General features: G+C 54.3%; 20 protein-coding genes and 2 pseudogenes. 7 read left to right on the top strand and 15 right to left on the bottom strand.

Annotated elements, in window-relative coordinates; all coding sequences use genetic code 11:
• Positions 1-25: 25 nt before the first annotated feature.
• On the bottom strand, positions 26-1,135 hold the full coding sequence (locus FJD38_RS18735) for a 2-aminoethylphosphonate--pyruvate transaminase (protein ID WP_122786077.1): 1,110 nt from the start codon (positions 1,133-1,135) through the stop codon (positions 26-28).
• A 114-nt stretch (positions 1,136-1,249) separates the two neighbouring features.
• Between FJD38_RS18735 and FJD38_RS18740 the strand changes: the two genes are divergently transcribed.
• The gene (locus tag FJD38_RS18740) at positions 1,250-2,107 is read left to right on the top strand and encodes a LysR substrate-binding domain-containing protein (protein ID WP_122786076.1); all 858 of its coding nucleotides are present in this window, start codon (positions 1,250-1,252) and stop codon (positions 2,105-2,107) included.
• A gap of 111 nt (positions 2,108-2,218) precedes the next feature.
• Positions 2,219-2,923 carry a YebC/PmpR family DNA-binding transcriptional regulator gene (locus tag FJD38_RS18745; RefSeq protein WP_146386829.1) on the top strand — a complete coding sequence of 235 codons (705 nt, stop codon included), beginning with the start codon at positions 2,219-2,221 and terminating at the stop codon, positions 2,921-2,923.
• A gap of 79 nt (positions 2,924-3,002) precedes the next feature.
• Here the strand turns inward: FJD38_RS18745 and FJD38_RS18750 are convergent, their stop codons facing one another.
• The 3 genes from FJD38_RS18750 to FJD38_RS18760 all read right to left on the bottom strand — a co-directional run bounded on the left by FJD38_RS18750 (position 3,003) and on the right by FJD38_RS18760 (position 6,441).
• A complete protein-coding gene (locus tag FJD38_RS18750) occupies positions 3,003-4,313 on the bottom strand; it encodes a protein kinase (RefSeq protein ID WP_146386831.1) in 1,311 nt (436 codons plus the stop codon).
• A gap of 74 nt (positions 4,314-4,387) precedes the next feature.
• Positions 4,388-5,542, bottom strand: a complete 1,155-nt coding sequence (locus tag FJD38_RS18755) for a M14 family metallopeptidase (RefSeq protein WP_146386833.1) — start codon at positions 5,540-5,542, stop codon at positions 4,388-4,390.
• 566 nt (positions 5,543-6,108) lie between these two features.
• The gene (locus tag FJD38_RS18760) at positions 6,109-6,441 is read right to left on the bottom strand and encodes a DUF6124 family protein (RefSeq protein WP_122786072.1); all 333 of its coding nucleotides are present in this window, start codon (positions 6,439-6,441) and stop codon (positions 6,109-6,111) included.
• Positions 6,442-6,571: 130 nt separating this feature from the next.
• Here FJD38_RS18760 and FJD38_RS18765 point away from each other — a divergent pair, with 130 nt between their 5' ends.
• Positions 6,572-7,231 carry a LexA family protein gene (locus FJD38_RS18765; protein WP_146386835.1) on the top strand — a complete coding sequence of 220 codons (660 nt, stop codon included), beginning with the start codon at positions 6,572-6,574 and terminating at the stop codon, positions 7,229-7,231.
• Between the two features lie 63 nt (positions 7,232-7,294).
• Here FJD38_RS18765 and FJD38_RS18770 read toward each other — a convergent pair whose 3' ends face one another.
• From FJD38_RS18770 to FJD38_RS18785, 4 genes are read right to left on the bottom strand one after another with little or no spacing between them, the layout of a single operon-like run.
• A complete protein-coding gene (locus tag FJD38_RS18770; RefSeq protein ID WP_244302763.1) occupies positions 7,295-9,172 on the bottom strand; it encodes an acetyl/propionyl/methylcrotonyl-CoA carboxylase subunit alpha in 1,878 nt (625 codons plus the stop codon).
• A 59-nt stretch (positions 9,173-9,231) separates the two neighbouring features.
• Entirely contained in the window at positions 9,232-10,050 is an 819-nt protein-coding gene (locus tag FJD38_RS18775) for a gamma-carboxygeranoyl-CoA hydratase (RefSeq protein WP_122786069.1), read from the bottom strand.
• A 47-nt stretch (positions 10,051-10,097) separates the two neighbouring features.
• A complete protein-coding gene (locus tag FJD38_RS18780) occupies positions 10,098-11,705 on the bottom strand; it encodes a carboxyl transferase domain-containing protein (RefSeq protein ID WP_146386839.1) in 1,608 nt (535 codons plus the stop codon).
• 11 nt (positions 11,706-11,716) lie between these two features.
• Positions 11,717-12,880: an isovaleryl-CoA dehydrogenase gene (locus FJD38_RS18785; protein ID WP_146386840.1), complete on the bottom strand. Its 1,164-nt coding sequence runs from the start codon at positions 12,878-12,880 to the stop codon at positions 11,717-11,719.
• A 350-nt stretch (positions 12,881-13,230) separates the two neighbouring features.
• On the opposite strand from FJD38_RS18785, the gene FJD38_RS18790 reads away from it, so the two are divergent.
• Positions 13,231-14,499 carry a hypothetical protein gene (locus FJD38_RS18790; RefSeq protein WP_146386842.1) on the top strand — a complete coding sequence of 423 codons (1,269 nt, stop codon included), beginning with the start codon at positions 13,231-13,233 and terminating at the stop codon, positions 14,497-14,499.
• Between the two features lie 128 nt (positions 14,500-14,627).
• Here the strand turns inward: FJD38_RS18790 and FJD38_RS18795 are convergent.
• Together FJD38_RS18795 and FJD38_RS18800 are read right to left on the bottom strand one after the other, a co-directional pair.
• A pseudogene (locus tag FJD38_RS18795) lies at positions 14,628-14,732 on the bottom strand (gamma-carboxygeranoyl-CoA hydratase); the annotation flags it as partial.
• A 49-nt stretch (positions 14,733-14,781) separates the two neighbouring features.
• Positions 14,782-14,967, bottom strand: a pseudogene (locus FJD38_RS18800) (methylcrotonoyl-CoA carboxylase); the annotation flags it as partial.
• A gap of 231 nt (positions 14,968-15,198) precedes the next feature.
• On the opposite strand from FJD38_RS18800, the gene FJD38_RS18805 reads away from it, so the two are divergent.
• Positions 15,199-16,464 (top strand): hypothetical protein, encoded by a 1,266-nt coding sequence (locus FJD38_RS18805; RefSeq protein ID WP_146386844.1) that lies wholly within the window; start codon positions 15,199-15,201, stop codon positions 16,462-16,464.
• 605 nt (positions 16,465-17,069) lie between these two features.
• Here FJD38_RS18805 and FJD38_RS18810 read toward each other — a convergent pair.
• The 3 genes from FJD38_RS18810 to FJD38_RS18820 are packed head-to-tail and all read right to left on the bottom strand — an operon-like array spanning position 17,070 to position 19,412.
• Positions 17,070-17,966: a hydroxymethylglutaryl-CoA lyase gene (locus FJD38_RS18810; protein ID WP_146386845.1), complete on the bottom strand. Its 897-nt coding sequence runs from the start codon at positions 17,964-17,966 to the stop codon at positions 17,070-17,072.
• 55 nt (positions 17,967-18,021) lie between these two features.
• A complete protein-coding gene (locus FJD38_RS18815; protein ID WP_122784924.1) occupies positions 18,022-18,420 on the bottom strand; it encodes a MerR family transcriptional regulator in 399 nt (132 codons plus the stop codon).
• Positions 18,421-18,446: 26 nt separating this feature from the next.
• On the bottom strand, positions 18,447-19,412 hold the full coding sequence (locus FJD38_RS18820; RefSeq protein WP_122784923.1) for a LysR family transcriptional regulator: 966 nt from the start codon (positions 19,410-19,412) through the stop codon (positions 18,447-18,449).
• A 155-nt stretch (positions 19,413-19,567) separates the two neighbouring features.
• Here FJD38_RS18820 and FJD38_RS18825 point away from each other — a divergent pair, with 155 nt between their 5' ends.
• Entirely contained in the window at positions 19,568-20,770 is a 1,203-nt protein-coding gene (locus FJD38_RS18825; RefSeq protein ID WP_146386847.1) for an acyl-CoA dehydrogenase, read from the top strand.
• Positions 20,771-20,832: 62 nt separating this feature from the next.
• On the opposite strand, the gene FJD38_RS18830 is transcribed toward FJD38_RS18825, so the two are convergent.
• Both FJD38_RS18830 and xthA read right to left on the bottom strand, forming a co-directional pair.
• Positions 20,833-22,149 (bottom strand): substrate-binding domain-containing protein, encoded by a 1,317-nt coding sequence (locus FJD38_RS18830; RefSeq protein ID WP_146386849.1) that lies wholly within the window; start codon positions 22,147-22,149, stop codon positions 20,833-20,835.
• Positions 22,150-22,241: 92 nt separating this feature from the next.
• Entirely contained in the window at positions 22,242-23,054 is an 813-nt protein-coding gene (gene xthA / locus FJD38_RS18835) for an exodeoxyribonuclease III (protein ID WP_146386851.1), read from the bottom strand.
• Positions 23,055-23,219: 165 nt separating this feature from the next.
• Between xthA and FJD38_RS18840 the strand changes: the two genes are divergently transcribed.
• Positions 23,220-23,870: a GNAT family N-acetyltransferase gene (locus tag FJD38_RS18840; protein WP_146386853.1), complete on the top strand. Its 651-nt coding sequence runs from the start codon at positions 23,220-23,222 to the stop codon at positions 23,868-23,870.
• Position 23,871 lies beyond the last annotated feature (1 nt).

A 23,871-nucleotide genomic window follows, 5' to 3' on the forward strand; every position in this document is an offset into this window, starting at 1 on the left:
GATGCCCCTGCAAGAGGCAATGCGATTAGAAGTGCTGCACTTCCATGTCATGTAAAACTTCGCCGATGGCGTTCACGGCGGCCTGCATATCGTCCTGGCTGAAGTGTCCGATGCAGCCCACGCGGAATGTTTCGACTTCGGTTAATTTGCCTGGATAGAGGATGAAACCTTTGGCTTTGACTCGCTCGTAAAAGGCCTTGAATTGATAGCGCGGATCCTTTGGGGCGTGAAAGGTGACGATAATCGGCGCCTGAATCGCTCCGGGTAGAAAGCTGCGGATGCCGAGTCTGGCCATGCCGTCGAGCAGTGTCTGGCAGTTACTGGCATAGCGTTTGTAACGAGCGGGCAAACCACCTTCTTCGTGGTATTGCACCAGCGCTTCATGCAAGGCGGCCACCACATGGGTGGGCGGGGTGAAGCGCCATTGTCCGGTTTTCGCCATATAGGCCTGTTGGTCGTGCAAGTCCATCGCCAATGAATGCGAACGGCCGGCAGCGTTGGCGAGCGAAGTTTTATGGGCAAAGACAAAGCCCATTCCCGGGACACCTTCCAGGCATTTGCCGGACGCAGCAATCAGCGCCTCGAAAGGGATTTTTTGTGCGTCGATGGGCAAGGCGCCAAAGGAACTCATGGCGTCGATGATCAGGGCTTTACCGTGATCAGCAACGACAGTAGAAATTTCAGCTAGTGGATTAAGAATTCCCGTGCTGGTTTCGCAATGGATCAATGCCACATGAGTGATGCTTGGGCTTGCCCGTAACAGGCGTTCAACGTCGCTGGCCGTGGTGGGTTGGTCTTCAGCCGTTTCAAAGGTACTGAAGCGACGGCCCAGTACCTCACAGATGTTCGCCAGGCGTTTACCGTAAGCGCCGTTAATCAGTACCAGTACATGGCCATCGCGTGGCACCAATGTGCCGATGGCCGCTTCAACCGCGAAGGTGCCGCTGCCTTGCAAGGGCACGCAGTGATGGCTGTCAGCGCCGTTAACGATGGACACCAACTGCTGGCACACGCGGGCCGTTAATTGGTTAAAGCCGTCATCCCACGATCCCCAGTCAACCATCATGGCGCGGCGAGTCCGTGGTGAGGTGGTCAGCGGGCCAGGGGTCAGCAGGATCGGCGCTTCTGTGCTCATTCGTGGTTCCTCAAACGCGTGGATGGCTACTGAATACACGGCATAAATTGCAGTTTGAGGTGTTATCAATCAAATTGTTTGTTGTTATGCCAGCTATCAGTGAGGCTTATACGAATGAATTTATTTCAATTGCGGGCATTTGATGCCGTTGCCCGAGAGGGCAGTTTTACCCGTGCCGCTGCCCGATTGTTTATTAGCCAGCCAGCCGTGACCGGGCATATCAAGGCGCTTGAAGACCACTACCAGATCACCTTGCTGCGGCGCACGGCGCGGCGCGTTGAGCTGACGCAAGAGGGCACCCGCCTGGCGGCCATCACGCGGGCCATTTTCGGATTGGTCGATGAAGCGCAGGTGATGCTTGAGGCTAATCGTCAGCTACTCACCGGGCGTCTTGAAGTGGCCGCCGATGGGCCGCATCTGGTGATGCCCATGTTGGCGAAACTGCGCGCGCAATATCCTGGGGTCACGGTCAATTTACGCTTGGGTAATGCTCAGGAGACCTTGGCTGCGCTGCTTGCGGAGCACGTCGACGTGGCCGTTCTGACAGAGGTTGAGCCCCGCAAAGGCTTAACCCTGCGCCAAATTGATGAATCCCGTATCTGTGCATTGGTACCGGCCAAGCATCCATGGTCGGCATTGAAGCAAGGCATTGATATTGCGCAGATGGATAACGTGATCATGGTGCTGCGTGAACCCACTTCCATTACCCGACGAACGTTTGACCTGGCCTGCCAAACCGCGGGTGTCACGACCAAGGTATTACTGGAACTGGACAGCCGTGAAGCTGTGACCGAAGCAGTGGCTGCCCAATTGGGAATCGGCATTGTGTCATCTGCCGAAGTGAGCCATGACCCCCGTGTTCAGGCTTTGCCGATCAAGGGGGAAGGGCTGATTAACAGGCACATGCTGGGTTGCCTGGAGCGTCGGGCCGATTTGCGTCTGATCGATGCATTTATGACGTTGGCGCCATGATAAAAATAAGCGCCTCATTATTTTTTGGTCGATTGGCGAGTCCTTGGCGTATAAACTTGCGGCCATTTGGCGGTGACGCCGCCGCGATATAGCAGATTGAGAGGGTAAGCAATGGGCGCACAGTGGAAGGTTAAACACAAAGCAGACGCCGCCAACAGCCGTGGCAAGATCTTTGGCAAACTGGCCAAAGAACTGACGGTTGCTGCGCGCAACGGCGCCGATCCGGACATGAACTCGCACTTGCGTCTGGTGTACGAGCAAGCCAAAAAGGCTTCGATGCCGGCTGACACCATCAAGCGTGCGATCAATAAAGGCGCGGGTATCGGTACTGAAGCCGTGCAATACCATCGCGTGACCTATGAAGGTTTTGCCCCGCATCAAGTGCCTCTGATCATTGAGTGCCTGACCGATAACATCAACCGCACCGTCGCAGAGATTCGCGTTGCCTTCCGTAAAGGCCAGTTGGGTGCTTCGGGCTCGGTGGCTTGGGATTTCAACCATGTGGGCATGATTGAAGCGAAGCCAGAAACCCCGGACGCCGATCCTGAGATGGCAGCGATTGAAGCTGGCGCTCAGGATTTTGAGGAGGGCGAGGAAAAAGGTACAACGTTGTTCATCACAGAGCCTACAGACCTGGATGCTGTGCAAAAGGCGTTGCCAGAACAGGGTTTCATCGTGTTGTCGGCCAAACTGGGTTACTTGCCAAAAAATCCGGTGAGTGGTTTGAGTGATGAGCAGATGGCCGAAGTTCAAGAGTTTCTGGCCAAACTTGAAGAGCAGGATGACGTGCAGGAAATGTTTGTGGCGCTGGAGTAAACATAAAGAAGTCATGAGATGCAATCGACTTTGTAGCCCCCGTCGCAGCCTGCGGCAGGGGCTACAGAGTTAGCCTGCCTTAATGCAATAACTGTAAAACCTCTGTAAACCCTGGCCGTTTCAGCACTTCAGGCTGCATGCAGCGGTTGTGCAGGTCTTGCAGCATGTCTCGTCCTTGATCGCTCAAGCCTGAATCGATTCTTTGCAGCAGCTCACCCAGCAAAATCCCGAAGGCCCGGACTTCAATGCGTTGCAGGGCTCGGCTCTGCTGGCTGTCGTCGGTGGCATGGAAGCATGCGGCACCAAAGTCCCCCAATACGCAGTCACCCTCAGCGTTGTACAAAATATTGTGCGCATACAGGTCGCCATGACAAATGCCTCGGGCATGCAGATGATTGGCAGCTGAGGCAATGCCGCGGGCGATGCGTAATGCACTGGCGTAGGTAAAGCGCGTGCTGCCGGCGTACTCGTCGCGACTGCAACTGTCGAAGCTGGGCAGGGACGCCAGGTTGCTGAAAGACGGGTCGATGAGCTCCATGACCAGGCCGGCCTGATTATCGGGATGACCCGCGACGCGGCCCAGCACTTTAATCAGGTTCGGATGCTCGCCAGCGGCAATGCAGGCATTCATTTCATTAAGCGGAGAGCCGTCGCTGGTGATGCTGCTTTTGTACAGCTTAACCGCAACAGACTGTGGGGCATGACCGGGGCGGGCCCAGCGAGCCTGGTGGATGATCCCTGAGGCGCCTTCGCCCAGTTTTTGTTCAAGCTCCAGTTGCGACCATTGGATGTCAGGGGTGCTGTCGGCTGGGCGCAGCGTGCTGGCATCGTCGTTCAGCGGATTACCAGCATACGCCAGCCAGCTCAAAGCGGGCAGCGTCAGGACGGTTTCAGGCAAATCGGTGAATTGGTTCGCGGCTAGCCGAATCAACTCCAGACGCTCGCAGTTAATCAGATTCTTCGGCAGATCGTGCAAGCGGTTACCTGCCAGCATCAACTTTTGCAGCCGTGGGCGCTGACCCAGTTCTTCGGGTAATTGGCTGATGCAATTGTCTGTCAGGATCAACCAGCGCAACAGCGGTGGCAGCGCTTCGCCGGGCACGCTCGCAATCTGATTGGCTTTGAAGCCAATCATGCTCAGTTGTGCGCATTGCCCCAGGCACGTGGGCAGTTCGGTGAATTGATTGTCCGAACAAAACAGGATGCGCAAACGGGTCAGGCGGTGAAGGTCATCGGGTAAGCGGGTGAGTGCGTTGCCACTCAAATTGAGAATTTCCAGCGAGTCAGCCAACTGGAAAATCTCCTGAGGAAACTCAGTCAGCCCGCACGATAGGTCCAAACGTGTGAGGCCTGCCAATTGGCCAGCCCGCAGTTTTGCGAGGGTATCCATAAACAGGCTTTTAATACTCTTGAAAGTGGGTGGTCAGTGGGGCCCTCTGTACGCCGGGCCCCGCCTGTTTTGCTTTAGCGCAGTTCACGGACCATGCTTGACAGGGTGCTCAATACGTCTTTGCCCAGTTGGCTCGAACGTTTGCCTGACCAGCCCGAGTGGAGGTCGGGGGCATCATTGTTGTCTTTGAACGGCATTTCGAGGGTCAACGACAGGCAGTCAAACCGCTGGCCGACACTGTTGCAGGCCAGCGTCATATTGGCCTCGCCGGGTTCGTCGCGGGTATAACCGTGAAGGGTTTGGAAGTCTCGGGTCAATTGGCTCAGGTGCGTACGAAAGCGCTCTTCGAGGTTCGCCAGGCGCTCAGTGTACCCACGATTACCTTCGCAACCCGCGGTGAACACATAAGGGATTTCTTCGTCACCGTGGATATCCAAAAACAAGTCGACACCGAATTTGTTCATTTGCTCAAGGGCAAAAAATACTTCCGGGCTGACAGTCTGGTCAGTGTTTTGCCACGCGCGGTTAAGATCCTGGCCGTTGGCATTGGTACGCAAGTGTCCGTGGAATGCGCCGTCCGGGTTCATGTTAGGGATCAAGTAGAGGTCGGCGAAGTCCAGCAGCTTACGCAGCTGCGGATCGCTGCCTTGCTCCAGACGGTCGATAATCCCTTCCATAAACCATTCGGCCATATGCTCGCCCGGGTGCTGCTGGGCGATGATCCAGATTTTGCGCTTGTGACTGGCGCCCGTGCCCTTGCGCAGCAATTGGATATCACGTCCTTCAACGCTTTTACCAATGCTTAACACGGTACAGCCGGCTTGAGGCTGCGTGGCGCGCACGATCAATTGTTCATGGCGCTCACGGCTGTAAGGTTCGAAGTAAGCAAACCAGACAGGAGATTGCACGGCTTCAATGTGGAAGTTGAGCGATGTCCCGTCAAACTCGGTGGGCACGCGGAACCAGTGTTCATGGTCGTAGGAGGCCACGGCTTGATAACCGTCCCACGCTTTGTTGTAGGAAGACTGGCTAGCATTGCTTAACTGGAAGTGATGAGTCTGGCCGGCTGCAAGACCCTCCACTTTGAAGTGGAACCACTGAAAATGCTGACTGCGGGTATCCGGCTTGATCGCCAGCTTTATATGCAGTGGATCGCTGGCATCCAGCACCTGAATATTGCCGCTGTCAAAGTCGCTGCTGATTTGAACTGAAGAGGGCGCCACGGTCATCGTCAAAATTCCGGAATCTGATCATTATTGGCGCTACTTTACATCGCAACGGCGACTAGCCAATACGGAATTTTGGGGATCGATAGGTAAGGAAATTCGCAGACAGAAGGGGGGCGTCATCCCTGACGCGGCGCAAGAATAGTTAACTTGCGATTGATTCTCAAGTGCTAAATCGCCATTACCGCCATAGTCGCGGTCTTCAGGCTTCCGTTAGTCGATGTTCTTTTGCTATCATCGCCCGCATCGTAGCGGTCACCCAGAAAGACCGCACACCAGACTTCATTAGCCTGAAGCACGCTGAGCCAGATAACTGGCCACAAAAAAAAGACCCGGCCATGAGCCGGGTCAAATAACCGTGATTAGCCTGATGAGGAGGTAATTCAAAAAACCGACCTAAGGTCTTTTGAATTATCGGCTGATCTCGCGACCAGCTGCATGCAATAATAATCATTCTTATTTGAAGGTCAACTGTTTTCCTCGGTTAACCTCTCTTTTTTGCACCCCCCCCACCAATTTCCATGCCGCGGCTTTTTCCAGCTGCAGTGCGCATGACTCCAAATTAAGCGTTATCGCGCGTCCAGCGCTTTGTCCAACAACATCTTGGCATTTTCAACAAAGTGAGCCACCCCAAGAAAAAGGTCGCGTTGAGCACCTTGTTGACTCTCGGCGCCGCCTAGCGCCACAGCTAATGCACAACGCAGGTAATCGCACGCATTGACCAAGGCTTCTTCATGGCTCAAATCGCTACGGACCACGAAGATTTTTTTCTCCACACAGTGCGGGGAAACAGCTGGTTTCAAATAATAGTCGAGTGCCCGCTGGCTAGCGGCGCTGTCTTTGAGGGCCTCCAGCTCAATATCGGTGTCGTTATCCGGTGCGATTTTTGTTATCGGAGTCATGATTTACCTGCGTTTATGAGATTAATCGAATCAACCAACGCCAGATTAGTACGCATTGTATTTGCACGTAGAGAATAAATAATACGTTATGTGTATTGTTGCCTGAATTTCAATCCGTATTGTTCGGCAGATGGATAAATGGATCGCTTTAGTCAGACTCAAATTGCGCGAGCTCAGACTCACGCAAGAAAAACTCGCAGAACGCGTCGGGGCATCCCAGGGCGGTGTGGGGCATTGGCTCAATAAACGTCGTGAACCAGACCTGGAGACGATGAACAAAGTGCTTAAAGCCTTAGGGCTGGAGCACCTTGAAGTCGCTGTAGTGGTTCGTGAGCGTAACGAAAATGTCGATGACTCTGCGGCCAATGAGCCCGTCTATGACATAACTTCGGCCTTTCGTTACCCCGTCAGAGACTGGGCACTGGCAGAGCAGGTCAGCGAGCCATCGGCTGATGGGGCTTACCCGCCGGGCATGATATTTGAGGTCACAGATCATTACGCCAAGGGTGCGGCGTTTTGGCTGCAAGTGACGGGCGATGCCATGACGGCACCGGTGGGCATCAGCGTTGCGCAAGGCATGATGATATTGGTTGATCCGGACATTTGTGCCGAGCCCGGAAAAATGGTTATTGCCCGTATTCCCGGGGTAGAAGAAGCGACCTTTCGCCAATTGATTGAAGAGAGTGGTCAGCGTTATCTGAAACCACTGAATCCAACCTATCCCAAGACGGTTTTTGATCAGGATTGCCGGATTATCGGGGTGGTCGTGCAAGCCACTTACAAGTTTTAACCCAGGCTTTTGCCCATACTGAAAAAAGCGGAGCCGCATCACCAGCCCCGCTTTTTTCAGCCGCTACTCCAGCGCGACCAGCACGCTGCCTTCATTGACCATTTCACCTTCCTGACAAAACAATGATTTCACCACCCCGTCGTGGGGTGCGCGCAGGCTGTGTTCCATTTTCATGGCTTCGAGCACCACCAGCGCGGTACCAGCTGCCACAGCCTGCCCCGGCACGACTAAGATACGAACAACGCTGCCGTTCATGGGGGCGCTAAGCCCGCCCTGTGAGTCGTGACCACTGCCCACGGCAAGCACCGGATCGAAGCGTGTCACAGTGTGCAACTCACCTTCCCAGTAAAAGTACAGGGTATCTTCACGACGTAGAGCCAAATGCCGGCGTTGCACGCCGTCTTCTTCAACAATCAATTGCTCATGGCGCATAGCCGTTGAGGGTGTGGTCAGTGTGACGACCTGTCGCTCACCATTTGATTCCAGTGCCAGCAGTGTCTGTGCAGGCAAACCGCAGCGAAGGCCCGAAGATGTAGCCCAGGGTGAGTCGGGGTCGTCGTCACGCACGTGTGGTGTGAGGCTTTGTCTGAACGCTTCACCCGCCGCAGACCAAAAAGCTGGCGGTAATGCTTGTGGCGGTGGCAACAACTGCTCCTGATAGCGGGGGATAAAATCGGTGTCCAGTTCGGCGGCTGCGAAAGCAGGGTGAGCAATGATGCGGCGTAAAAAACTCAGGTTGGTTTTCAGGCCACCAATGGCAAACTCATTGAGCATCGCCAGTAGCCGCAAACGGGCTTGTTCGCGGTCTTCGCCCCAAGCGATCAGTTTGCCCAGCATGGGGTCATAAAAGGGCGATACCTCGTCACCCTCGCTAACCCCGCTGTCGATTCGTCGTCCAGTGCCCGCTGTCGATTCGCGGTACACCCGCAAACGTCCGGTCTGCGGTAGAAAGTCATTGCCCGGATCTTCGGCATACAGCCTCACTTCTATTGCATGGCCGCGCAAGGGGACTTCAGCCTGCGTGATGGGAAGCGGTTCTCCACGGGCGACGCGAATTTGCCACGCGACCAGATCCAGTCCGGTGATGGCTTCGGTCACCGGGTGCTCGACTTGCAGGCGCGTGTTCATTTCCATAAAGAAGAAATCACCACGCGCGTCGAGCAAAAATTCCACCGTGCCTGCGCCGACATAGCCAATGGCTTGTGCCGCGCGCACGGCGGATTCGCCCATGGCCTGACGCTGCGCGGCGTTTAGACCGGGAGCGGGGGCTTCCTCTACCACCTTTTGATGGCGGCGCTGAATCGAGCAATCGCGCTCGTTGAGGTAGAGGCAATTACCGTGTTGGTCGGCAAACACCTGAATTTCGACATGGCGTGGTTTGAGCACGTATTTTTCAACCAGCATGCGCGCATCGCCAAACGAGGACAGCGCTTCACGTTGAGCAGAGGCCAACGCCTCGGCCAGTTGGGTGACGTTCTCGACCACTTTCATGCCTTTACCGCCGCCGCCTGCCGTGGCCTTGAGCAACACCGGGTAACCAATGCGCTCAGCCGCAACGCGGAAGGTCTCAAGGTCTTGGTCTTCGCCGTGATAACCCGGCACCAAAGGCACGCCTGCGCGTTCCATCAAGGCTTTGGCCGCGGATTTACTGCCCATGGCTTCAATGGCCGAGGCGGGCGGGCCGAGAAAAATCAACCCGGCTGCCTCGATGGCGCGTGCAAATCCTGCGTTTTCGGATAAAAAGCCGTAACCGGGATGAATGGCCTGAGCCCCGCTGGCCTTGGCCGCAGCGATGATTTTGTCAATTTTGAGGTAGCTGTCAGCGGCTTTGCTACCGCCCAGGTCCACGCACAAATCGGCTTCACGGCAGTGCCGTGCATCGCGATCCGCGGCGCTGTGAACAGCTACTGTAGTGAGGCCCAGTTCCTTTGCAGTACGCATCACGCGGCAGGCAATTTCGCCGCGGTTAGCCACCAATATCGAGGTCAGGTGAGGTGCGCTCAAGGTCGTACCTCCTGCTGTGAGACTGCATTTTGCCAACTGGGTGCGCGTTTTTGCAGAAAGGCGCGCAAGCCTTCCTGACCCTCTGGGCTGACCCTGATTCTGGCAATGGCATTCTCGCAGTAGCGACGTATGGCTGTGGTCGGCGCGCCATGGCTGACTTCACGCAACAAGTCCTTGCAGGAGCGCATGGCCTGCGGGCTATTGAGCAACAGGTTGTCGATCCATTGAGCGATGTGTTGTTCAAGCTCGCTCGCGGGGTAGCACTCAGAGAGCAAACCCAACTCGCGAGCACGTTCCCCGCTGAAACGTTCAGCTGTCAGGGCATAACGGCGTGCAGCACGTTCGCCAATGGCTTGCACAACAAATGGGCTGATGACCGCCGGTGCCAAGCCAATCCGGACTTCGGACAAACAGAATTGTGCATCCTCGGCGCCTATGGCCATGTCGCAGGCGCTGATCAGGCCCAACGCTCCTCCGTAGGCCGCGCCTTGAACCACTGCCAGTGTCGGGATTTTGAGTTTGGCCAGGTTGTACATCAGTTCAGCCAAGTGCCTGGCGTCATCGAGGTTGGTGTGATAATCCAGTTCGGCCGATTGCTGCATCCAGGCCAGGTCGGCACCGGCGCTAAAATGTTTGCCGCGTCCGCGCAAAACCAGAAAGCGCAGGCGGGGATCGCTTTGTACGGCGTCCAGCGCGAGGATCAGTTCGCGGATCATCTCGGCATTGAAGGCATTATTCTTTGGCGCGCGACTGAGCCACAAAGTGGCAAAACCCCGAGGGTCGGTGTGCAATTCGAGGGTGGTGAATTCGATCATGTCCGTCAGTCCTTAATGGCTGGGGGTGAAGCAAAGCGCGGTGCAGCTCACATGCGAAACACACCGAAGCGGGTGGGTTCTATCGGTGCGTTCAACGCGGCCGACAAACCCAGTGCCAAAACGTCGCGGGTTTGCGCGGGGTCGATGACGCCGTCATCCCACAAGCGGGCGCTTGAGTAGTAGGGGTGACCCTGGCGTTCGTACTGATCAAGAATGGGCTGCTTGATCTGCGCCTCTTCTTCGTCGGTAAACAGCAGGCCATTGCGTTCGGCCTGTTCACGTTTGACCTGCACGAGCACCCCGGCCGCTTGCTCTGCGCCCATCACGCCAATCCGTGCGTTTGGCCACATCCATAGAAAACGGGGGTCATATGCACGCCCGCACATGCCGTAATTACCGGCACCAAAACTGCCGCCAATGATCACCGTGAACTTCGGCACCTTGGCGCACGCTACGGCGGCCACCAGTTTGGCCCCGTGCTTGGCGATTCCACCGGCTTCGTATTTTTGCCCGACCATGAACCCCGTGATGTTTTGCAGAAATATCAGGGGAATACCGCGTTGGCACGCTAGCTCAATAAAATGAGCCCCTTTTTGTGCGGCTTCGGCAAACAGAATGCCGTTGTTCGCCAGTATTGCCACGGGATAGCCGTGCAAGTGCGCAAAACCACACACGAGTGTGGTGCCGAACAGGGCTTTGAATTCATCGAATACCGAGCCATCCACCAGTCGTGCAATGACTTCACGGACATCGAAGGGCTGTTTGGCCTGCGCCGGAATGATGCCGTACAGTTCATCCTGATCGTACAAAGGCGCCAAGGCTTTGCGTTGCTGCAGGTGGCCCAGTTTGCGCCAGTTCAGGTTGGCAATGCAGCGCCGTGCCAGCGCCAGTGCGTGTTCATCGCTGTCGGCGTAATGGTCGGCAACCCCTGACACCTTGCAGTGCACATCGGCACCTCCCAGGTCCTCAGCGCTGACCACTTCTCCAGTGGCGGCTTTGACCAGTGGTGGCCCGGCGAGAAAGATAGTGGCTTGCTGGCGCACCATGATGGCTTCGTCTGCCATAGCGGGTACATAGGCCCCGCCAGCTGTACAGGAACCCATGACCACGGCAATTTGCGGGATACCCGCAGCACTCATGTTGGCCTGATTGAAGAAGATTCGTCCGAAATGTTCACGGTCCGGGAAAACTTCATCCTGGCGTGGCAAGTTGGCCCCGCCCGAATCCACCAGATAAATGCAGGGCAGCCGATTCTGTTCAGCAATAGTCTGCGCCCGCAGGTGCTTTTTGACGGTCAAGGGATAGTAAGACCCACCTTTGACGGTGGCGTCATTGGCGACGATCATGCATTCGACGCCTTCGACCCGGCCAATGCCTGCGATTATTCCGGCGGCTGGCACGTCTTCGTCGTACACCTGGTATGCGGCCAACTGACTGAGTTCCAGAAAAGGCGAGCCGCTGTCGAGCACACGATTGATGCGTTCACGGGCAAGCAATTTACCGCGTGAGGTGTGACGTTCTTGCGCTTTGATTCCGCCGCCTTGCTGCACATGGTCGAGCAGGGTATGCAACTGCTCGACCTGTTCAAGCATAGCGCTGCGGTTGTGGAGAAACTCGGCAGAACGCGAGTTGATCACCGTCTGCAAAATGGACATGCGCGCGCTCCTCAGCGAGTTTCGTTAAACAGTTCGCGACCAATCAGCATGCGTCGAATTTCACTGGTGCCCGCGCCGATCTCATACAGCTTGGCGTCACGCAGCAATCGTCCGGCGGGGAATTCATTGATGTAGCCGTTGCCGCCCAGAATCTGGATGGCATCAAGGGCCATTTGGGTGGCGCGTTCGGCGCTGTACAAAATCACCCCGGCAGCGTCCTTGCGGGTGGTTTCGCCACGCTCGCAGGCGGCTGCGACGGCATACAAGTAGGCACGGCTGGCATTGAGCTGGGTGTACATGTCGGCGACTTTGCCCTGGATCAGCTGAAATTCACCGATGCTTTGACCGAATTGTTTGCGGTCATGAATATAGGGCACGACCAAGTCCATGCACGCCTGCATGATCCCGGTGGGGCCCCCCGAAAGCACCACGCGTTCGTAGTCCAGACCGCTCATCAACACTTTTACGCCGGCGTTCAACGTGCCAAGCACGTTCTCTTGGGGCACCTCAACGTCGTCAAAAAACAGTTCGCTGGTGTTAGAGCCGCGCATGCCGAGCTTGTCGAAATGCTTGCTGCGGGTGAAGCCTTTCCAGTCTCGCTCGACAATGAATGCACTGATGCCGTGGGCGTTTTTTTCAATATCAGTTTTGGCGTAAATCACATAGGTAGTGGCATCGGGGCCATTGGTGATCCATGTTTTACTGCCGTTCAGCACAAAATGGTCGCCGCGTTTATCGGCGCGCAGCTTCATGGACACCACGTCAGAACCCGCGTTGGGCTCACTCATGGCCAATGCGCCAACGTGTTCACCGCTGATCAGCTTAGGCAGGTACTTGAGCTTTTGCGCATGTGAGCCGTTTCGGTTGATTTGGTTAACGCAGAGGTTGGAATGGGCTCCATAGGACAGAGCGACGGATGCCGAGCCACGGCTGATTTCTTCCATCGCAACCACATGGGCCAAGTAGCTGAGGCCGGTGCCGCCATACTCTTCCGGAACCGTGATACCCAGCAGGCCCATGTCCCCGAATTTGCGCCACATGTCCGCCGGAAAAAGATTGTCTTTATCTATTTGCGCCGCCCGTGGCGCCAGTTCTGCGGCGACGAAGGCTTGTACCTGATCGCGCAGCATGTCGATGGTTTCGCCCAGGGCGAAGTTCAAAGTCGGGTAGCTCATCTTGGCACCTTGATCATTATTCTTGTGGGAAAAAGCTGTTAGCGATGCGGCTCATAACCTTTACGTTAACGTAAGCCTGGACCTGAGTGCTGTCAACGACCTTGACGTAAACGTCAACTCTATTTCATCAAACCTGCTGTGCCCGAAAAGGGGTTATGTGCAGACCCGGTCCTCTCGCAGTGAGGCTTTGGGAGATCCACAATGTGGGGGGAAGTGAGTAGTGAGTGCTGTAGTAAATTTCTGTTTCTACTGTCTTACTTGAGAGTACTGGTACTGACGTTTTAAGGATATTTTTTGACCTGACGTAGATTTATTAAATCCAAAGCAGACCTTAAGTCAGGAATTATAAGATGTTAGATAATCAGTGTGACAAACAAACCGTCGTGCATGCATCAGATGACCCCGCAGCGGATTATGCAATCAGGTTGCCTAATGCATTTATTAATCGGTGCTTTGCAGATATTTTCCCTAAAATTAAATCCGAGCTACGTGGCACTCTGTTTGATGAAGAGTTGGGTGCTACGCTGACGTGGGAGTTGTCTGAAGAGCCTGAATTTATTAGTCCGATTACTTTACCTGAGTTGATATGTTATTTGGTTATCAGTGTGGAAGTGGAGGGTAAGAAAACAGCATCAGCCGTCGTTTATCTACATGATGGTTTGTATTTTGTTGAAAAATCAAATGGGTATTTACTGAAATTTTATGAGGGGCCATACATTGAACTTACCCCTGACGACCCTTTTCTGCGGATTGTACTTCAGAACAAGATGAGTGATGTTATAAGTGTGCTAAATAAAATTCTTGGTGTAGTCCTGATCCCTCGGGATGTTCCTGGTTTTTTCCCGACAATGCCACCGATGTATATACAATCCTTTCCATTTGATGCGCCCGCGGCTACCGGTTTTGCTCTTCGATCATTTTATTTTCGCAACAATATTGCCCAGCAAACATTGAGCGATATTGAGCCGCGTGTCTTAGGGCTGCACGAGTCGGTCGAGTCAGAGCGAGGTGAATATGATGATGTTTTTCGTGTTCAAATAAGCCATCAGCTTTTGGAGAAAGTGATCACGGAAAAGTTTTGGGATCCGATGCCCAAAGAATTTGCTGAAGAGGGTGCACTTATTCGCCTGCTGAGTTTTAACCTGGAAATGAAGGATGATTACTTTGCATTGTTGGTTGAATTGGGCGGCCGCGTAAGAGCTGATGTATCTGGATGGTATGACCCTGAATGGTCAGTGGATTTTAAAGCGCCTCTTGATGTGCGTCTTAAAGTGTTCGTGGCGGAAGATAAAACAATCAGGATCAAGTACGACGAGACCTATTTCCCCGGTTTTGATCTTGTGGCTAACAACGACTGGGCGAGTATGTATGAGAACCTGATTCCGGGCTTGGCAAAAATGATTGCATCTGAAGTTGGGGGCGCAATGGTGAGTAATGTCACAGACGTGGTCGGCGACATTGATGAATTTCTATTTGAGTTGCCTGCCGAAACGTTCGATATTGGTGATAAATCCGTAACGGTGTTTCCACACATGACTGATATCCGTTCTTATAGTATTGATGGAAGCTATTATTTGAATTTTGCTGGGGTTATGAATACCTCGGTAAATACACGCTAAGAGCCTATTAAGGCAGTTCGGGCGATTGCTGCATCAGGCCAGATCGACACCGGCGCTAAAATGTTTGCCCGTCCGCGCTAAACCAGAAAACGCAGGCGGGGATCGCTTTATACGGTATTCAGCTAGAGGATCATGTCGGCATTGAAGGCATTATTCTTTGGCGTGCGACTCAGCCACAAGGTGGCGAAACCCCTAGGGTCGGCGTGCAGTTCGAGGATGGTAAATTCGATCATGTCCGTCGTCCCTTAATGCCTGGGGTGTCAAGCAAAAGCCCTGTGCTACTCACATTCGAAACACACCGACGCGGGTGGGTTCTATCCGTGCGTTCAATGCAGCCGACAAACCCAGTTCCAAAACTTTGCGGGTTTGGACGGGGTCGATGATGGCGTCATCCCGCAAGCGGGCGCTGGAGTAGTAAGGGTGGCCCTGACGTTTGTATTGATCAAGGATGACCTGCTTGACCTGAGCCTTCATCAAACCTGCTGTGCCCGAAAAGGGGTTATGTGCAGACCGGGTCCTCTCGAAGTGAGGCTTTGGGAGATCCGCAATGCGGGGGGGGGAAGTGAGTAGTGAGTGCTGTAGTAGATTTCTGTTTTTACTGTCTTACTTGAGAGTACTGGTACTGACGTTTTAAGAATATTTTTTGACCTGACGTAGATTTATTGAACCCAAAGCAAACCTTAAGTCAGGAATTATAAGATGTTAGATAATCAGTGTGACAACCAACCCGTCGTGCATGCATCAGATGACCCCGCAGCGGATTATGCAATCAGGTTGCCTAATGCATTTATTAATCGATGCTTTGCAGATATTTTCCCTAAAATTAAATCCGAGCTACGTGGCACTCTCTTTGATGAAGAGTTGGGTGCTACGCTGACGTGGGAGTTGTCTGAAGAACCTGAATTAATTAGTCCAAAAGCTTCGCCTGAGATGGTATGTTATTTGGTTATCAGTGTGGAAGTGGAGGGTAAAAAGACAGCAGGTGCCGTCGTTTACCTACATGATCATTTGTATTTCTTTGAAAAATCAAATGGGTATTATCTGAAATTTTCTGGGTCGCCATACATTCAACTTTTCCCTAACGACGAGTTTCTGCTGATTGTACTCGAGAACAAGATGAGTGATGTTATAAGTGTGATAAATAAAATTCTTTCTGTAGTCCTGATTCCTCGGAATGTTCCTGATTTTTTCACGACAATGCCACCGATGTATATACATTCTTTTCCATATAATGCGCCCGCGGCTACCGGTTTTGCTCTTCGATCATTTTATTTTCGCAACAATATTGCCCAGCACACATTGGGCGATAATGAGCCGCGTGTCTTAGGGCTGCACGAGTCGGTCGAGTCAGAACGAGGTGAATATGATGATGTTTTTCGTGTTCAAATAAGCCATCATCTTTTGGAGACAGTGATCACAGAAAAGTTCTGGGATCCGATGCCCAAAGAATTTGCTGAAGAGGGTGCACTTATTCGCCTGCTGAGTTTTAACCTGGAAATGGAGGATGATTACCTTGCATTGATGGTTGAATTGGGCGGCCGCGTAAGAGCCGACGTACCTGGATTTGACCCTGAATGGTCAGTCGATTTTAAAGCGCCTCTTGATGTGCGTCTTAAGGTGTTCGTGGCGGAAGATAAAACAATCAGGATCAAGTACGACGAGACCCATTTCCCCGGTTTTGATCTTGTGGCAAACAATCAGTGGGCGGCTCTGTATGAGAACCTGATTCCGGGCTTGGCAAAAATGATTGCGTCTGAAGTTGGGGGCGCAATGGTGAGTAATGTCACAGACGTGGTCGGCGACATTGATGAATTTCTATTTGAGTTGCCTGCCGAAACGTTCGATATTGGTGATAAATCCGTAACGGTGTTTCCACACATGACTGATATCCGTTCTTATAGCATTGATGGAAGCTATTATTTGAATTTTGCTGGGGTTATGAATACCTCGGTAAATACTCGCTAAGAGCCTATTAAGCCCGGTGGGGGGGGGTTATCGTGCGCTCGCTCCCTCCAGTGCATGAATTTTACTCAGCACGAAGGGGAGCCGAAGCTCCCCTTTAATGTGTCGATGCTTGCACTGTTTTTATTATCGAAGGGCGGTGTATTGTTGTTTTTGGAACTCACCCTTTGCTGCGTTGTGTGCGACCCCATTCAGGGTCAAGAGCAAACGTATTTTTTTGAGCGCTGATCCACTTTTATCACCGGCTATCAAACCTGTGATCCAACCTGAACGGGTGCTACCTGAGGGTAGTTTTATTGTTCTCTGCCCGGTTGCGAGGTGGCTCTTAAGCTCCCCGGAAAAGTAAACCTTCTCCAAAAAAATCTGTTAGCTGCGTCTCTGCCGTGTTGTTTTTGTTATGTCAGAGTCGTTTCGTATTGTTTTTATTGTGTTGCTGCATTTTTTATTCTTGTTATGCCATAGAGATAGCAGGAGCCGTGCCAACTTTTTAAAAGCTATAAAAATCAATGGGTTGGGAAAATTTCGAAAAAAAACCGGCCTTTGTGTGGGCCGGTTTGTTTCCGTGTTACTCGTTTGCAGGCGCGTGCGGTAACACTGCGCCACACTTTTCAGCCCAGTCGTGCTTTGGCCACCCGTGACCCCGTAACACGGCCCAGAACCTTGCAGATGTACTCTCCGGCCAGCAGCAGCTTGTCCATGTCCACGCCGGTGTCGATACCCATCCCGTTGAGCATATACAGCACATCTTCGGTGGCGACGTTACCGCTGGCGCCTTTCGCGTAAGGGCAGCCGCCCAGCCCCGCAATTGAACTGTCGAAGACGCTGATGCCTTCCTGCAAGCTGGCGTAGATGTTGACGAGCGCCTGACCGTAGGTGTCATGGAAGTGACCGGCGAGTTTTTCACGAGGGACGTATGCCGTGACCGCTTCGAACATTGCCCTAGTAGCCGTTGGGGTTCCGGTACCGAGAGTGTCCCCCAGTGAAACTTCGTAACAGCCCATGGCGTAGAGTTCTTTGGCAACAGCCGCTACCTGTTGCGCGCTGACCTGGCCTTCATAAGGGCAACCCAGCACACAGGACACGTAGCCACGCACGCGGACACCCTGTTGGCGGGCAGCCTCGAGGATGGGCTCGAAGCGCGCCAGGCTTTCGCTGATTGAACAATTGATATTGCGTTGTGAAAAGGCCTCGGAGGCGGCAGCAAACACGGCTACTTCTTTGACGCCTGCGGCCACAGCATCCTCGAAACCGCGCAGATTGGGCGCCAAAGCACCGTAGACCACGCCCGGTTTGCGCTGAATGCGCGCGAACACATCTGCCGAGCCCGCCATTTGCGGCACCCACTTGGGCGAGACAAAGCTGCCGACTTCGATATAACTCAAGCCCGCCTCCGTCAGTGCATCAACCAGTTGCACCTTGTCCGCCACGCTAATGGGTTGAGCTTCATTTTGCAGGCCGTCGCGAGGGCCAACTTCAACCAGGCGCACATGGGTGGGGAGGTTCATGGGGTCACCGTGTAGACAGAGAGAGGTGTGGGTCAGCACATGGCTGCATGTGCCGTCAGCTTGCATCCTGGCTTTTAATGGTCTGCTCCAATGCCTGGAGGCAGCGCTCTTCGGCAGTGTCCAGCTCAAGCTGCATTTGCTGTATGTCCAGCAACTGTTGCTCCAGTTGTTCACGGCGCTCGGCAATTTTTGCCAGCATGCTGTTCAGTTGTTTTTGATTGCCCTGGGCGGGGTCGTAAAGCTCGATCAATTCGCGGCACTCGGCCAGTGAAAAGCCGATGCGTTTACCGCGTAATATCAGCTTCAGGCTGACTTTGTCGCGGGCCGAATACACTCGTTCCTGGCCGCGTCGCTCAGGGGAGAGCAAGCCTTGCTCTTCATAAAAACGGATGGCGCGGGTGGTGATGTCCAGCTCACGGGCCAGGTCGGAAATACTGTACGTCTGGCTGCTCATGGGCGCGCTCTTGATTCATCTTGGGCTTAAGCTACTGGCTGCTTGACGTTTACGTCAAGCGCACTGGCATTGGCGGATTTATTTTCCAGCGCAATCTGCTGCTGGCATACCTCGATCAATTGCTCACGCATCCAGCGATTGGCCGGGTCTTGTTCGGTGCTTTCATGCCAGTACAAATGGGTTTCTACATTGGGCAGCTCAGGGAGGGGCAACGCCACAAAATGCAAGGCGTGGCGCCGTGCAAAGCGCTCGGGCACTGTCATCACCATATCGGTTTGCTGCAGCACATTGGTCGCCATCAGATAGTGTTGCGAGCGCAGTGTGATTTTGCGTTGGCGACCGATTTTTCCGAGTGCCAGGTCGACTTGGCCCAGGCCGTTACGTCGCGTCGAAATGTGGATGTGGGTCAGCGCCAAGTACTCATCGAGGCTGATTTTGGGTTTGCCGGCAAATGGATGCCCTTGGCGCATTGCGCACACGTAACGATCTTCCATCAACTTGACGTGACGCACTTGCGGGTCGGTATTGAGCGGTGCATCCACGGCGAAATCCAGTCGCCCCGCGGCCAGATCGCTGGTGGTTTCGCGCCGGTGGGCGAGGAAGCTATCAACCACGACGGCAGGTGCCTGGCGACGCAAACGTTGAAACAAGGGCGGCAGGATCACCGCCTCAGACAGGTCAGTCATGCTGATCCGAAATGTTTTGCTGGCTTGCAACGGATTGAAAATCCGACTTTCTTGCACCGACACACGCAGCAGGGCCAATGCGCTGCGCACCGGGCTGATGATGTTCTGAGCCATAGGCGTGGGCACCATGCCTTGAGCGGTGCGCACAAACAACGGGTCGTTGAAGCTTTCGCGCAAGCGGGCCAGTGCGTTGGACACTGCAGGCTGAGTAATTCCCAGTATTTGGCCCGCGCGCGTCAGGTTGGCTTCGGTGTAAATCGCGTCAAAGACGACAAACAGATTGAGATCGACCTTGTTCAGGTTCATGGCGCTTCGCTCTTGTTATCGGGTCATACGAGGTCGCAAAACTATATTGCTTATGAATGGTAATACACGCTGTAAATAGACAACGCAAATGAAGCAAGGCTGATCTAGCATCGGCGAGTACTTATTCCAGTCTTCCCGGTAACAGGTAACCCTCAATGGATTTCGCTTATTCCCCGAAAGTTCAAGCGTTGCGCGAGCGTGTGACGGCATTTATGGACACCCATGTGTACCCGGCAGAAGCCATTTTCGAACAGCAGGTGGCTGAGGGAGATCGCTGGCAACCGACTGCGATCATGGAGGACCTTAAACGCAAGGCTAAAGCGCAAGGGTTATGGAACTTGTTTCTGCCGGGGTCTGAAGCAGGGGCGGGACTGAGCAATCTGGAATACGCACCATTGGCCGAAATCATGGGGCGCTCGATGCTCGGCTCGGAGCCATTTAATTGCTCGGCTCCTGATACCGGGAATATGGAGGTGCTGGTGCGTTACGCCAGTGAGGCGCAAAAACAGCAGTGGCTTGAGCCGTTGCTATCCGGGGACATTCGCTCGGCGTTTGCGATGACTGAACCTGATGTGGCTTCATCCGATGCAACCAATATGGCCGCTCGGGCGCTGCGTGATGGCGACCATTGGGTGATCAATGGCCGTAAATGGTGGACCTCGGGCGCCTGTGACCCTCGCTGTAAAATCCTGATTTTTATGGGCCTGAGCAACCCTGGAAACCCTCGCCACCAACAGCACTCAATGATTCTGGTGCCGGTCGATACACCGGGGGTAAAAGTCGTGCGCCCGTTGCCGGTGTTTGGTTATGACGATGCGCCCCATGGTCATGCCGAAGTCCTGTTCGATAATGTCCGGGTGCCGTACGAAAACGTACTTCTGGGTGAGGGGCGAGGTTTTGAAATTGCTCAAGGTCGTCTTGGCCCGGGGCGTATACATCACTGCATGCGTTCGATTGGCATGGCTGAGCGTGCGTTGCAATTAATGTGTGAACGTTCGCTGGCGCGTCATGCGTTCGGCAAACCGCTGGCTCGATTGGGGGGCAATATCGACAAGATTGCCGACTCGCGAATGGAGATCGACATGGCGCGGCTGTTGACGCTCAAGGCGGCGTACATGATGGACACGGTCGGGAACAAAGTCGCCCGCAGTGAAATTGCGCAGATCAAAGTGGTCGCGCCGAATGTAGCGTTGAAGGTGATTGATAGAGCCATTCAGATGCATGGTGGGGCGGGGGTTTCTGGGGATTTGCCGCTGGCTTACATGTATGCCATGCAGCGCACGTTACGACTGGCCGATGGCCCGGACGAAGTTCACAGAGCAGCAGTCGGCAAGCTGGAACTGGACAAGTACGCCTAGGGTCTGTTGCCGTTTCATTGCAAGCCGCGTCGCTGGGTCAAACTTAGCCACCCCCCATGGGCTTAATACACCCACACCTCAACGCGACGGTTTTTGAGGCGGCCTTCATCCTCGGCGTTATCGGCCACAGGCATTTGCGCGCCGTAGCCACGAATTTCACGTAATACGACGCCGCTTTTGACCAGCTCACGGCGCACGGTCATCGCCCGCAGTTTCGACAACAGTTGCGCGCGCTCAGTGTCGTTTTTGGCATCGCCAAAACCTACCAAGGTGATGTGTTGAGTGAGCTTGTCATGGGTTCTCAAATAGTCGACTACACGGACCAAATCCTGGCGGGCCTTGTTGTCGAGTGTCGCGCTACCTTCTTCAAATCGAAAATTGACAGACAGGCGCTGAGCTTCTTTGGTCAGTGCCTGATAGTCCTCGGGCATATGTTCCCCGGCCACTACGCGATTGGCTTGCACGCTCTGCGCAATAAAACCGTTCTGCGCGACAATCGCTTGCCCTTGAGGGCTTTGGGTGAAGTTGATCAATGACTGGGCCAGCGAATTCGGGTTATTTGGCGGCAGATAGAAAAACAGGCGCCGCGACAGTGGGTAATCTTCGCTGGCGATCAGGCTGTCGAGCGGTAACATCGGTTGCGAAGGGCCATCGGCAATCGCTACGGCTTTGGCCGCACGAATGTACGGCAGGCCAATAAAGCCGATCGCTTGCGGGTCATGGCTGACCGCATCGGATAACTGCTCACTGGACTCAAAGCGCTGCGCCGCGAGGCTTAAACTCAGATTCGCGCGGTTAAGCACCACCTCTTTAAAGGTGTCCCAGGTACCGGACTGATTATCGCGGGCATAGAGATGAATTGTCCCGCCGACCCCACCCAGTGCTTCCCAGGTGCTGACCCGGCCGCTGAAGATGTCGGCCAGTTGTTCTGTCGTGAGTTGATTGAGCGGGTTGCCGGGATGAACAATGATTGCCAGGCCGTCAATGGCGATGACGTGTTCGGCTTCCGGGCTTTTCAGGTCACCCAGCGCCTCAAGCTCGACCAGTTCAGCGTCTTTGATGGGGCGTGAGGAGGCAACCATATCCGCCAGCCCTGCGTTGAGTGCCGCGAAGCCGGTGCCTGAACCGTGGGCCGAAACATCTACGCGAACCTGCTGCCCCAAGGCGTTGGTGCCGACAATGCTGTGCTCGTTAGGGGGCGTGGCGGGCACGCTGTGAATGTTGCGCAGGCCCTGTTCGGCCAGCATGGCGCGCACCAGTGCCGGGCCGAGATTGGCGCCAATGGTATTAGACCCTTGAATGCGCAAGTCGCTCGCAAAGGCCATGCCGGTTATTGAACACACCACCATCCACACCATCCACACCATCAATCGCAGCATCAGCGGCCACCTTCCTGGAGCCAGAAATGAGCCAGCAATTTAAGTCAGGTGTGTTACCGGCGCATGACGGTGGAGGTTAATGTGCTTGCAACTCAGCTCAATTCAAGCCAGACAGGTGCATGGTCGGACGGCTTTTCCATGGCGCGCAGGTCGTAGTCGACACCCGCGTCCTTGATGCGGTGCACCAGCCCTTGGGAGGCCAGAATCACGTCGATGCGCAGACCACGTTTTGGCTCGTCTTCAAAGCCACGACTGCGATAGTCGAACCAGCTGAAACGGTCTGTGACGTCTGGGTGCAGGTAGCGAAAACTGTCCACCAGGCCCCAGCCCTTGAGGCGCTCCATCCACTCGCGCTCTTCAGGCAAGAAGCTGCATTTGCCGGTTCTCAGCCAACGCTTGGCATTGTCCGGGCCGATACCGATATCGCAGTCTTGCGGAGAAATATTGATATCGCCCATAACTACCAGCGGTTGTTCATTGCTGAACTGACTTTCGAGCAGTTGTTGCAGGTCACTGTAAAAACGTTGTTTGGCCGGGAACTTGGTGGGGTGGTCGCGGCTTTCGCCCTGTGGGAAGTAACCATTCATGATGGTCACGGGCTGGCCATTTTCGTCGGCGAAAGTGCCCCAGATAAAACGGCGCTGTGCGTCTTCTTCGTCGGTGGCAAAGCCTTTGTGCAACTCAAGGGGTTCTTTTCGCGACAGCAGGGCGACGCCGTAATGGCCTTTTTGACCATGGAAATAGACGTGATAACCCAGCGCCTGAATGTCGGCGAGGGGGAATTGATCGTCGTGGACTTTGGTTTCTTGCAGGCCGATGACGTCGGGCTGATGTTTTTCGATCAGCGCTGCCAGCTGATGTGGCCGAGCGCGCAGGCCGTTGATGTTGAATGAAACGATTTTCATGGGCAGGCAGTCCTGAATAAAACTGCGATGTTAGCGGTCAGCGTGCAGTGGGGCAAATGCACTGCTAACGTAGGAAACTCGCAGCCCCGATTGAACTGTTATGCGCCTCGGGGGCTCGTACTCATTAAGACGTGTCGCTATCCAGGCGCCACCGAGGGGACATTCATGACACAAGCGTCGAACGCCACATGCCAGATTCAGATGCTGGACAGCGGCTATTCAAAGGAAGCACGTGCGCTGCTGTATCAGGCGTATCGTCAGGAACCGACGTTTCAGTACCTGTTCGAAGCGAGTCGCCCGGGCTATGAACGACGGATGCGGGCAACCATTCGGGCATTGGTCAAACAGCATTTCTTTCAGGACTTACCGGCCTTGGGGCTTTTGGTCGATGATCGCTTGGTGGGTATTGCCTTGATTGCACCGCCCCTGAGGCGTCTGGGCATCACTGAAAGTTGGGCATGGCAACTGCGCATGTTGCTCACGGCCGGTCTGCGTGGCACGCGCCGTTATCTGAACTACCATAACGCCGTGCTGGCGTGCATTCCCGGTGATGCCGTGCATATGTTACCGCTGCTCGGAATTCACCCGCAGTTTCAGGGTTTGCACTATGGCGAGCAATTACTGGAAGCCGTTCATAACTGGTGCGCAGCGGATGAACATTCCGAAGGTGTAGTGCTCGACACCGGCAATGAACACTATCTGGAATTTTATAAGCGTCAGGGTTATGTCCAGATTGGAGAGGTGGCCATAGGCCCGGTTGTGGAGCATGTATTTTTCCATGCCAACCCTCAGGTGTTACACACTGCAACAGCATAAG

The sequence above is a fragment of the Pseudomonas saxonica genome (assembly GCF_007858365.1).
Taxonomy (GTDB): Bacteria; Pseudomonadota; Gammaproteobacteria; order Pseudomonadales; family Pseudomonadaceae; genus Aquipseudomonas; species Aquipseudomonas saxonica.

Excerpts from the sequence above, each read along its gene's own strand:
- FJD38_RS18770 (WP_244302763.1), bottom strand. The coding sequence starts at position 9,172 with ATGCGTACTGCAAAGGAACTGGGCCTCACTACAGTAGCTGTTCACAGC.
- FJD38_RS18815 (WP_122784924.1), bottom strand. The coding sequence starts at position 18,420 with ATGAGCAGCCAGACGTACAGTATTTCCGACCTGGCCCGTGAGCTGGAC.
- xthA (WP_146386851.1), bottom strand. The coding sequence starts at position 23,054 with ATGAAAATCGTTTCATTCAACATCAACGGCCTGCGCGCTCGGCCACAT.
- FJD38_RS18745 (WP_146386829.1), top strand. The coding sequence starts at position 2,219 with ATGGGCGCACAGTGGAAGGTTAAACACAAAGCAGACGCCGCCAACAGC.
- FJD38_RS18810 (WP_146386845.1), bottom strand. The coding sequence starts at position 17,966 with ATGAACCTCCCCACCCATGTGCGCCTGGTTGAAGTTGGCCCTCGCGAC.
- FJD38_RS18785 (WP_146386840.1), bottom strand. The coding sequence starts at position 12,880 with ATGAGCTACCCGACTTTGAACTTCGCCCTGGGCGAAACCATCGACATG.
- FJD38_RS18740 (WP_122786076.1), top strand. The coding sequence starts at position 1,250 with ATGAATTTATTTCAATTGCGGGCATTTGATGCCGTTGCCCGAGAGGGC.
- FJD38_RS18765 (WP_146386835.1), top strand. The coding sequence starts at position 6,572 with ATGGATAAATGGATCGCTTTAGTCAGACTCAAATTGCGCGAGCTCAGA.
- FJD38_RS18790 (WP_146386842.1), top strand. The coding sequence starts at position 13,231 with ATGTTAGATAATCAGTGTGACAAACAAACCGTCGTGCATGCATCAGAT.
- FJD38_RS18755 (WP_146386833.1), bottom strand. The coding sequence starts at position 5,542 with ATGACCGTGGCGCCCTCTTCAGTTCAAATCAGCAGCGACTTTGACAGC.
- FJD38_RS18775 (WP_122786069.1), bottom strand. The coding sequence starts at position 10,050 with ATGATCGAATTCACCACCCTCGAATTGCACACCGACCCTCGGGGTTTT.
- FJD38_RS18830 (WP_146386849.1), bottom strand. The coding sequence starts at position 22,149 with ATGCTGCGATTGATGGTGTGGATGGTGTGGATGGTGGTGTGTTCAATA.
- FJD38_RS18750 (WP_146386831.1), bottom strand. The coding sequence starts at position 4,313 with ATGGATACCCTCGCAAAACTGCGGGCTGGCCAATTGGCAGGCCTCACA.
- FJD38_RS18780 (WP_146386839.1), bottom strand. The coding sequence starts at position 11,705 with ATGTCCATTTTGCAGACGGTGATCAACTCGCGTTCTGCCGAGTTTCTC.
- FJD38_RS18820 (WP_122784923.1), bottom strand. The coding sequence starts at position 19,412 with ATGAACCTGAACAAGGTCGATCTCAATCTGTTTGTCGTCTTTGACGCG.
- FJD38_RS18805 (WP_146386844.1), top strand. The coding sequence starts at position 15,199 with ATGTTAGATAATCAGTGTGACAACCAACCCGTCGTGCATGCATCAGAT.
- FJD38_RS18825 (WP_146386847.1), top strand. The coding sequence starts at position 19,568 with ATGGATTTCGCTTATTCCCCGAAAGTTCAAGCGTTGCGCGAGCGTGTG.
- FJD38_RS18840 (WP_146386853.1), top strand. The coding sequence starts at position 23,220 with ATGACACAAGCGTCGAACGCCACATGCCAGATTCAGATGCTGGACAGC.
- FJD38_RS18735 (WP_122786077.1), bottom strand. The coding sequence starts at position 1,135 with ATGAGCACAGAAGCGCCGATCCTGCTGACCCCTGGCCCGCTGACCACC.
- FJD38_RS18760 (WP_122786072.1), bottom strand. The coding sequence starts at position 6,441 with ATGACTCCGATAACAAAAATCGCACCGGATAACGACACCGATATTGAG.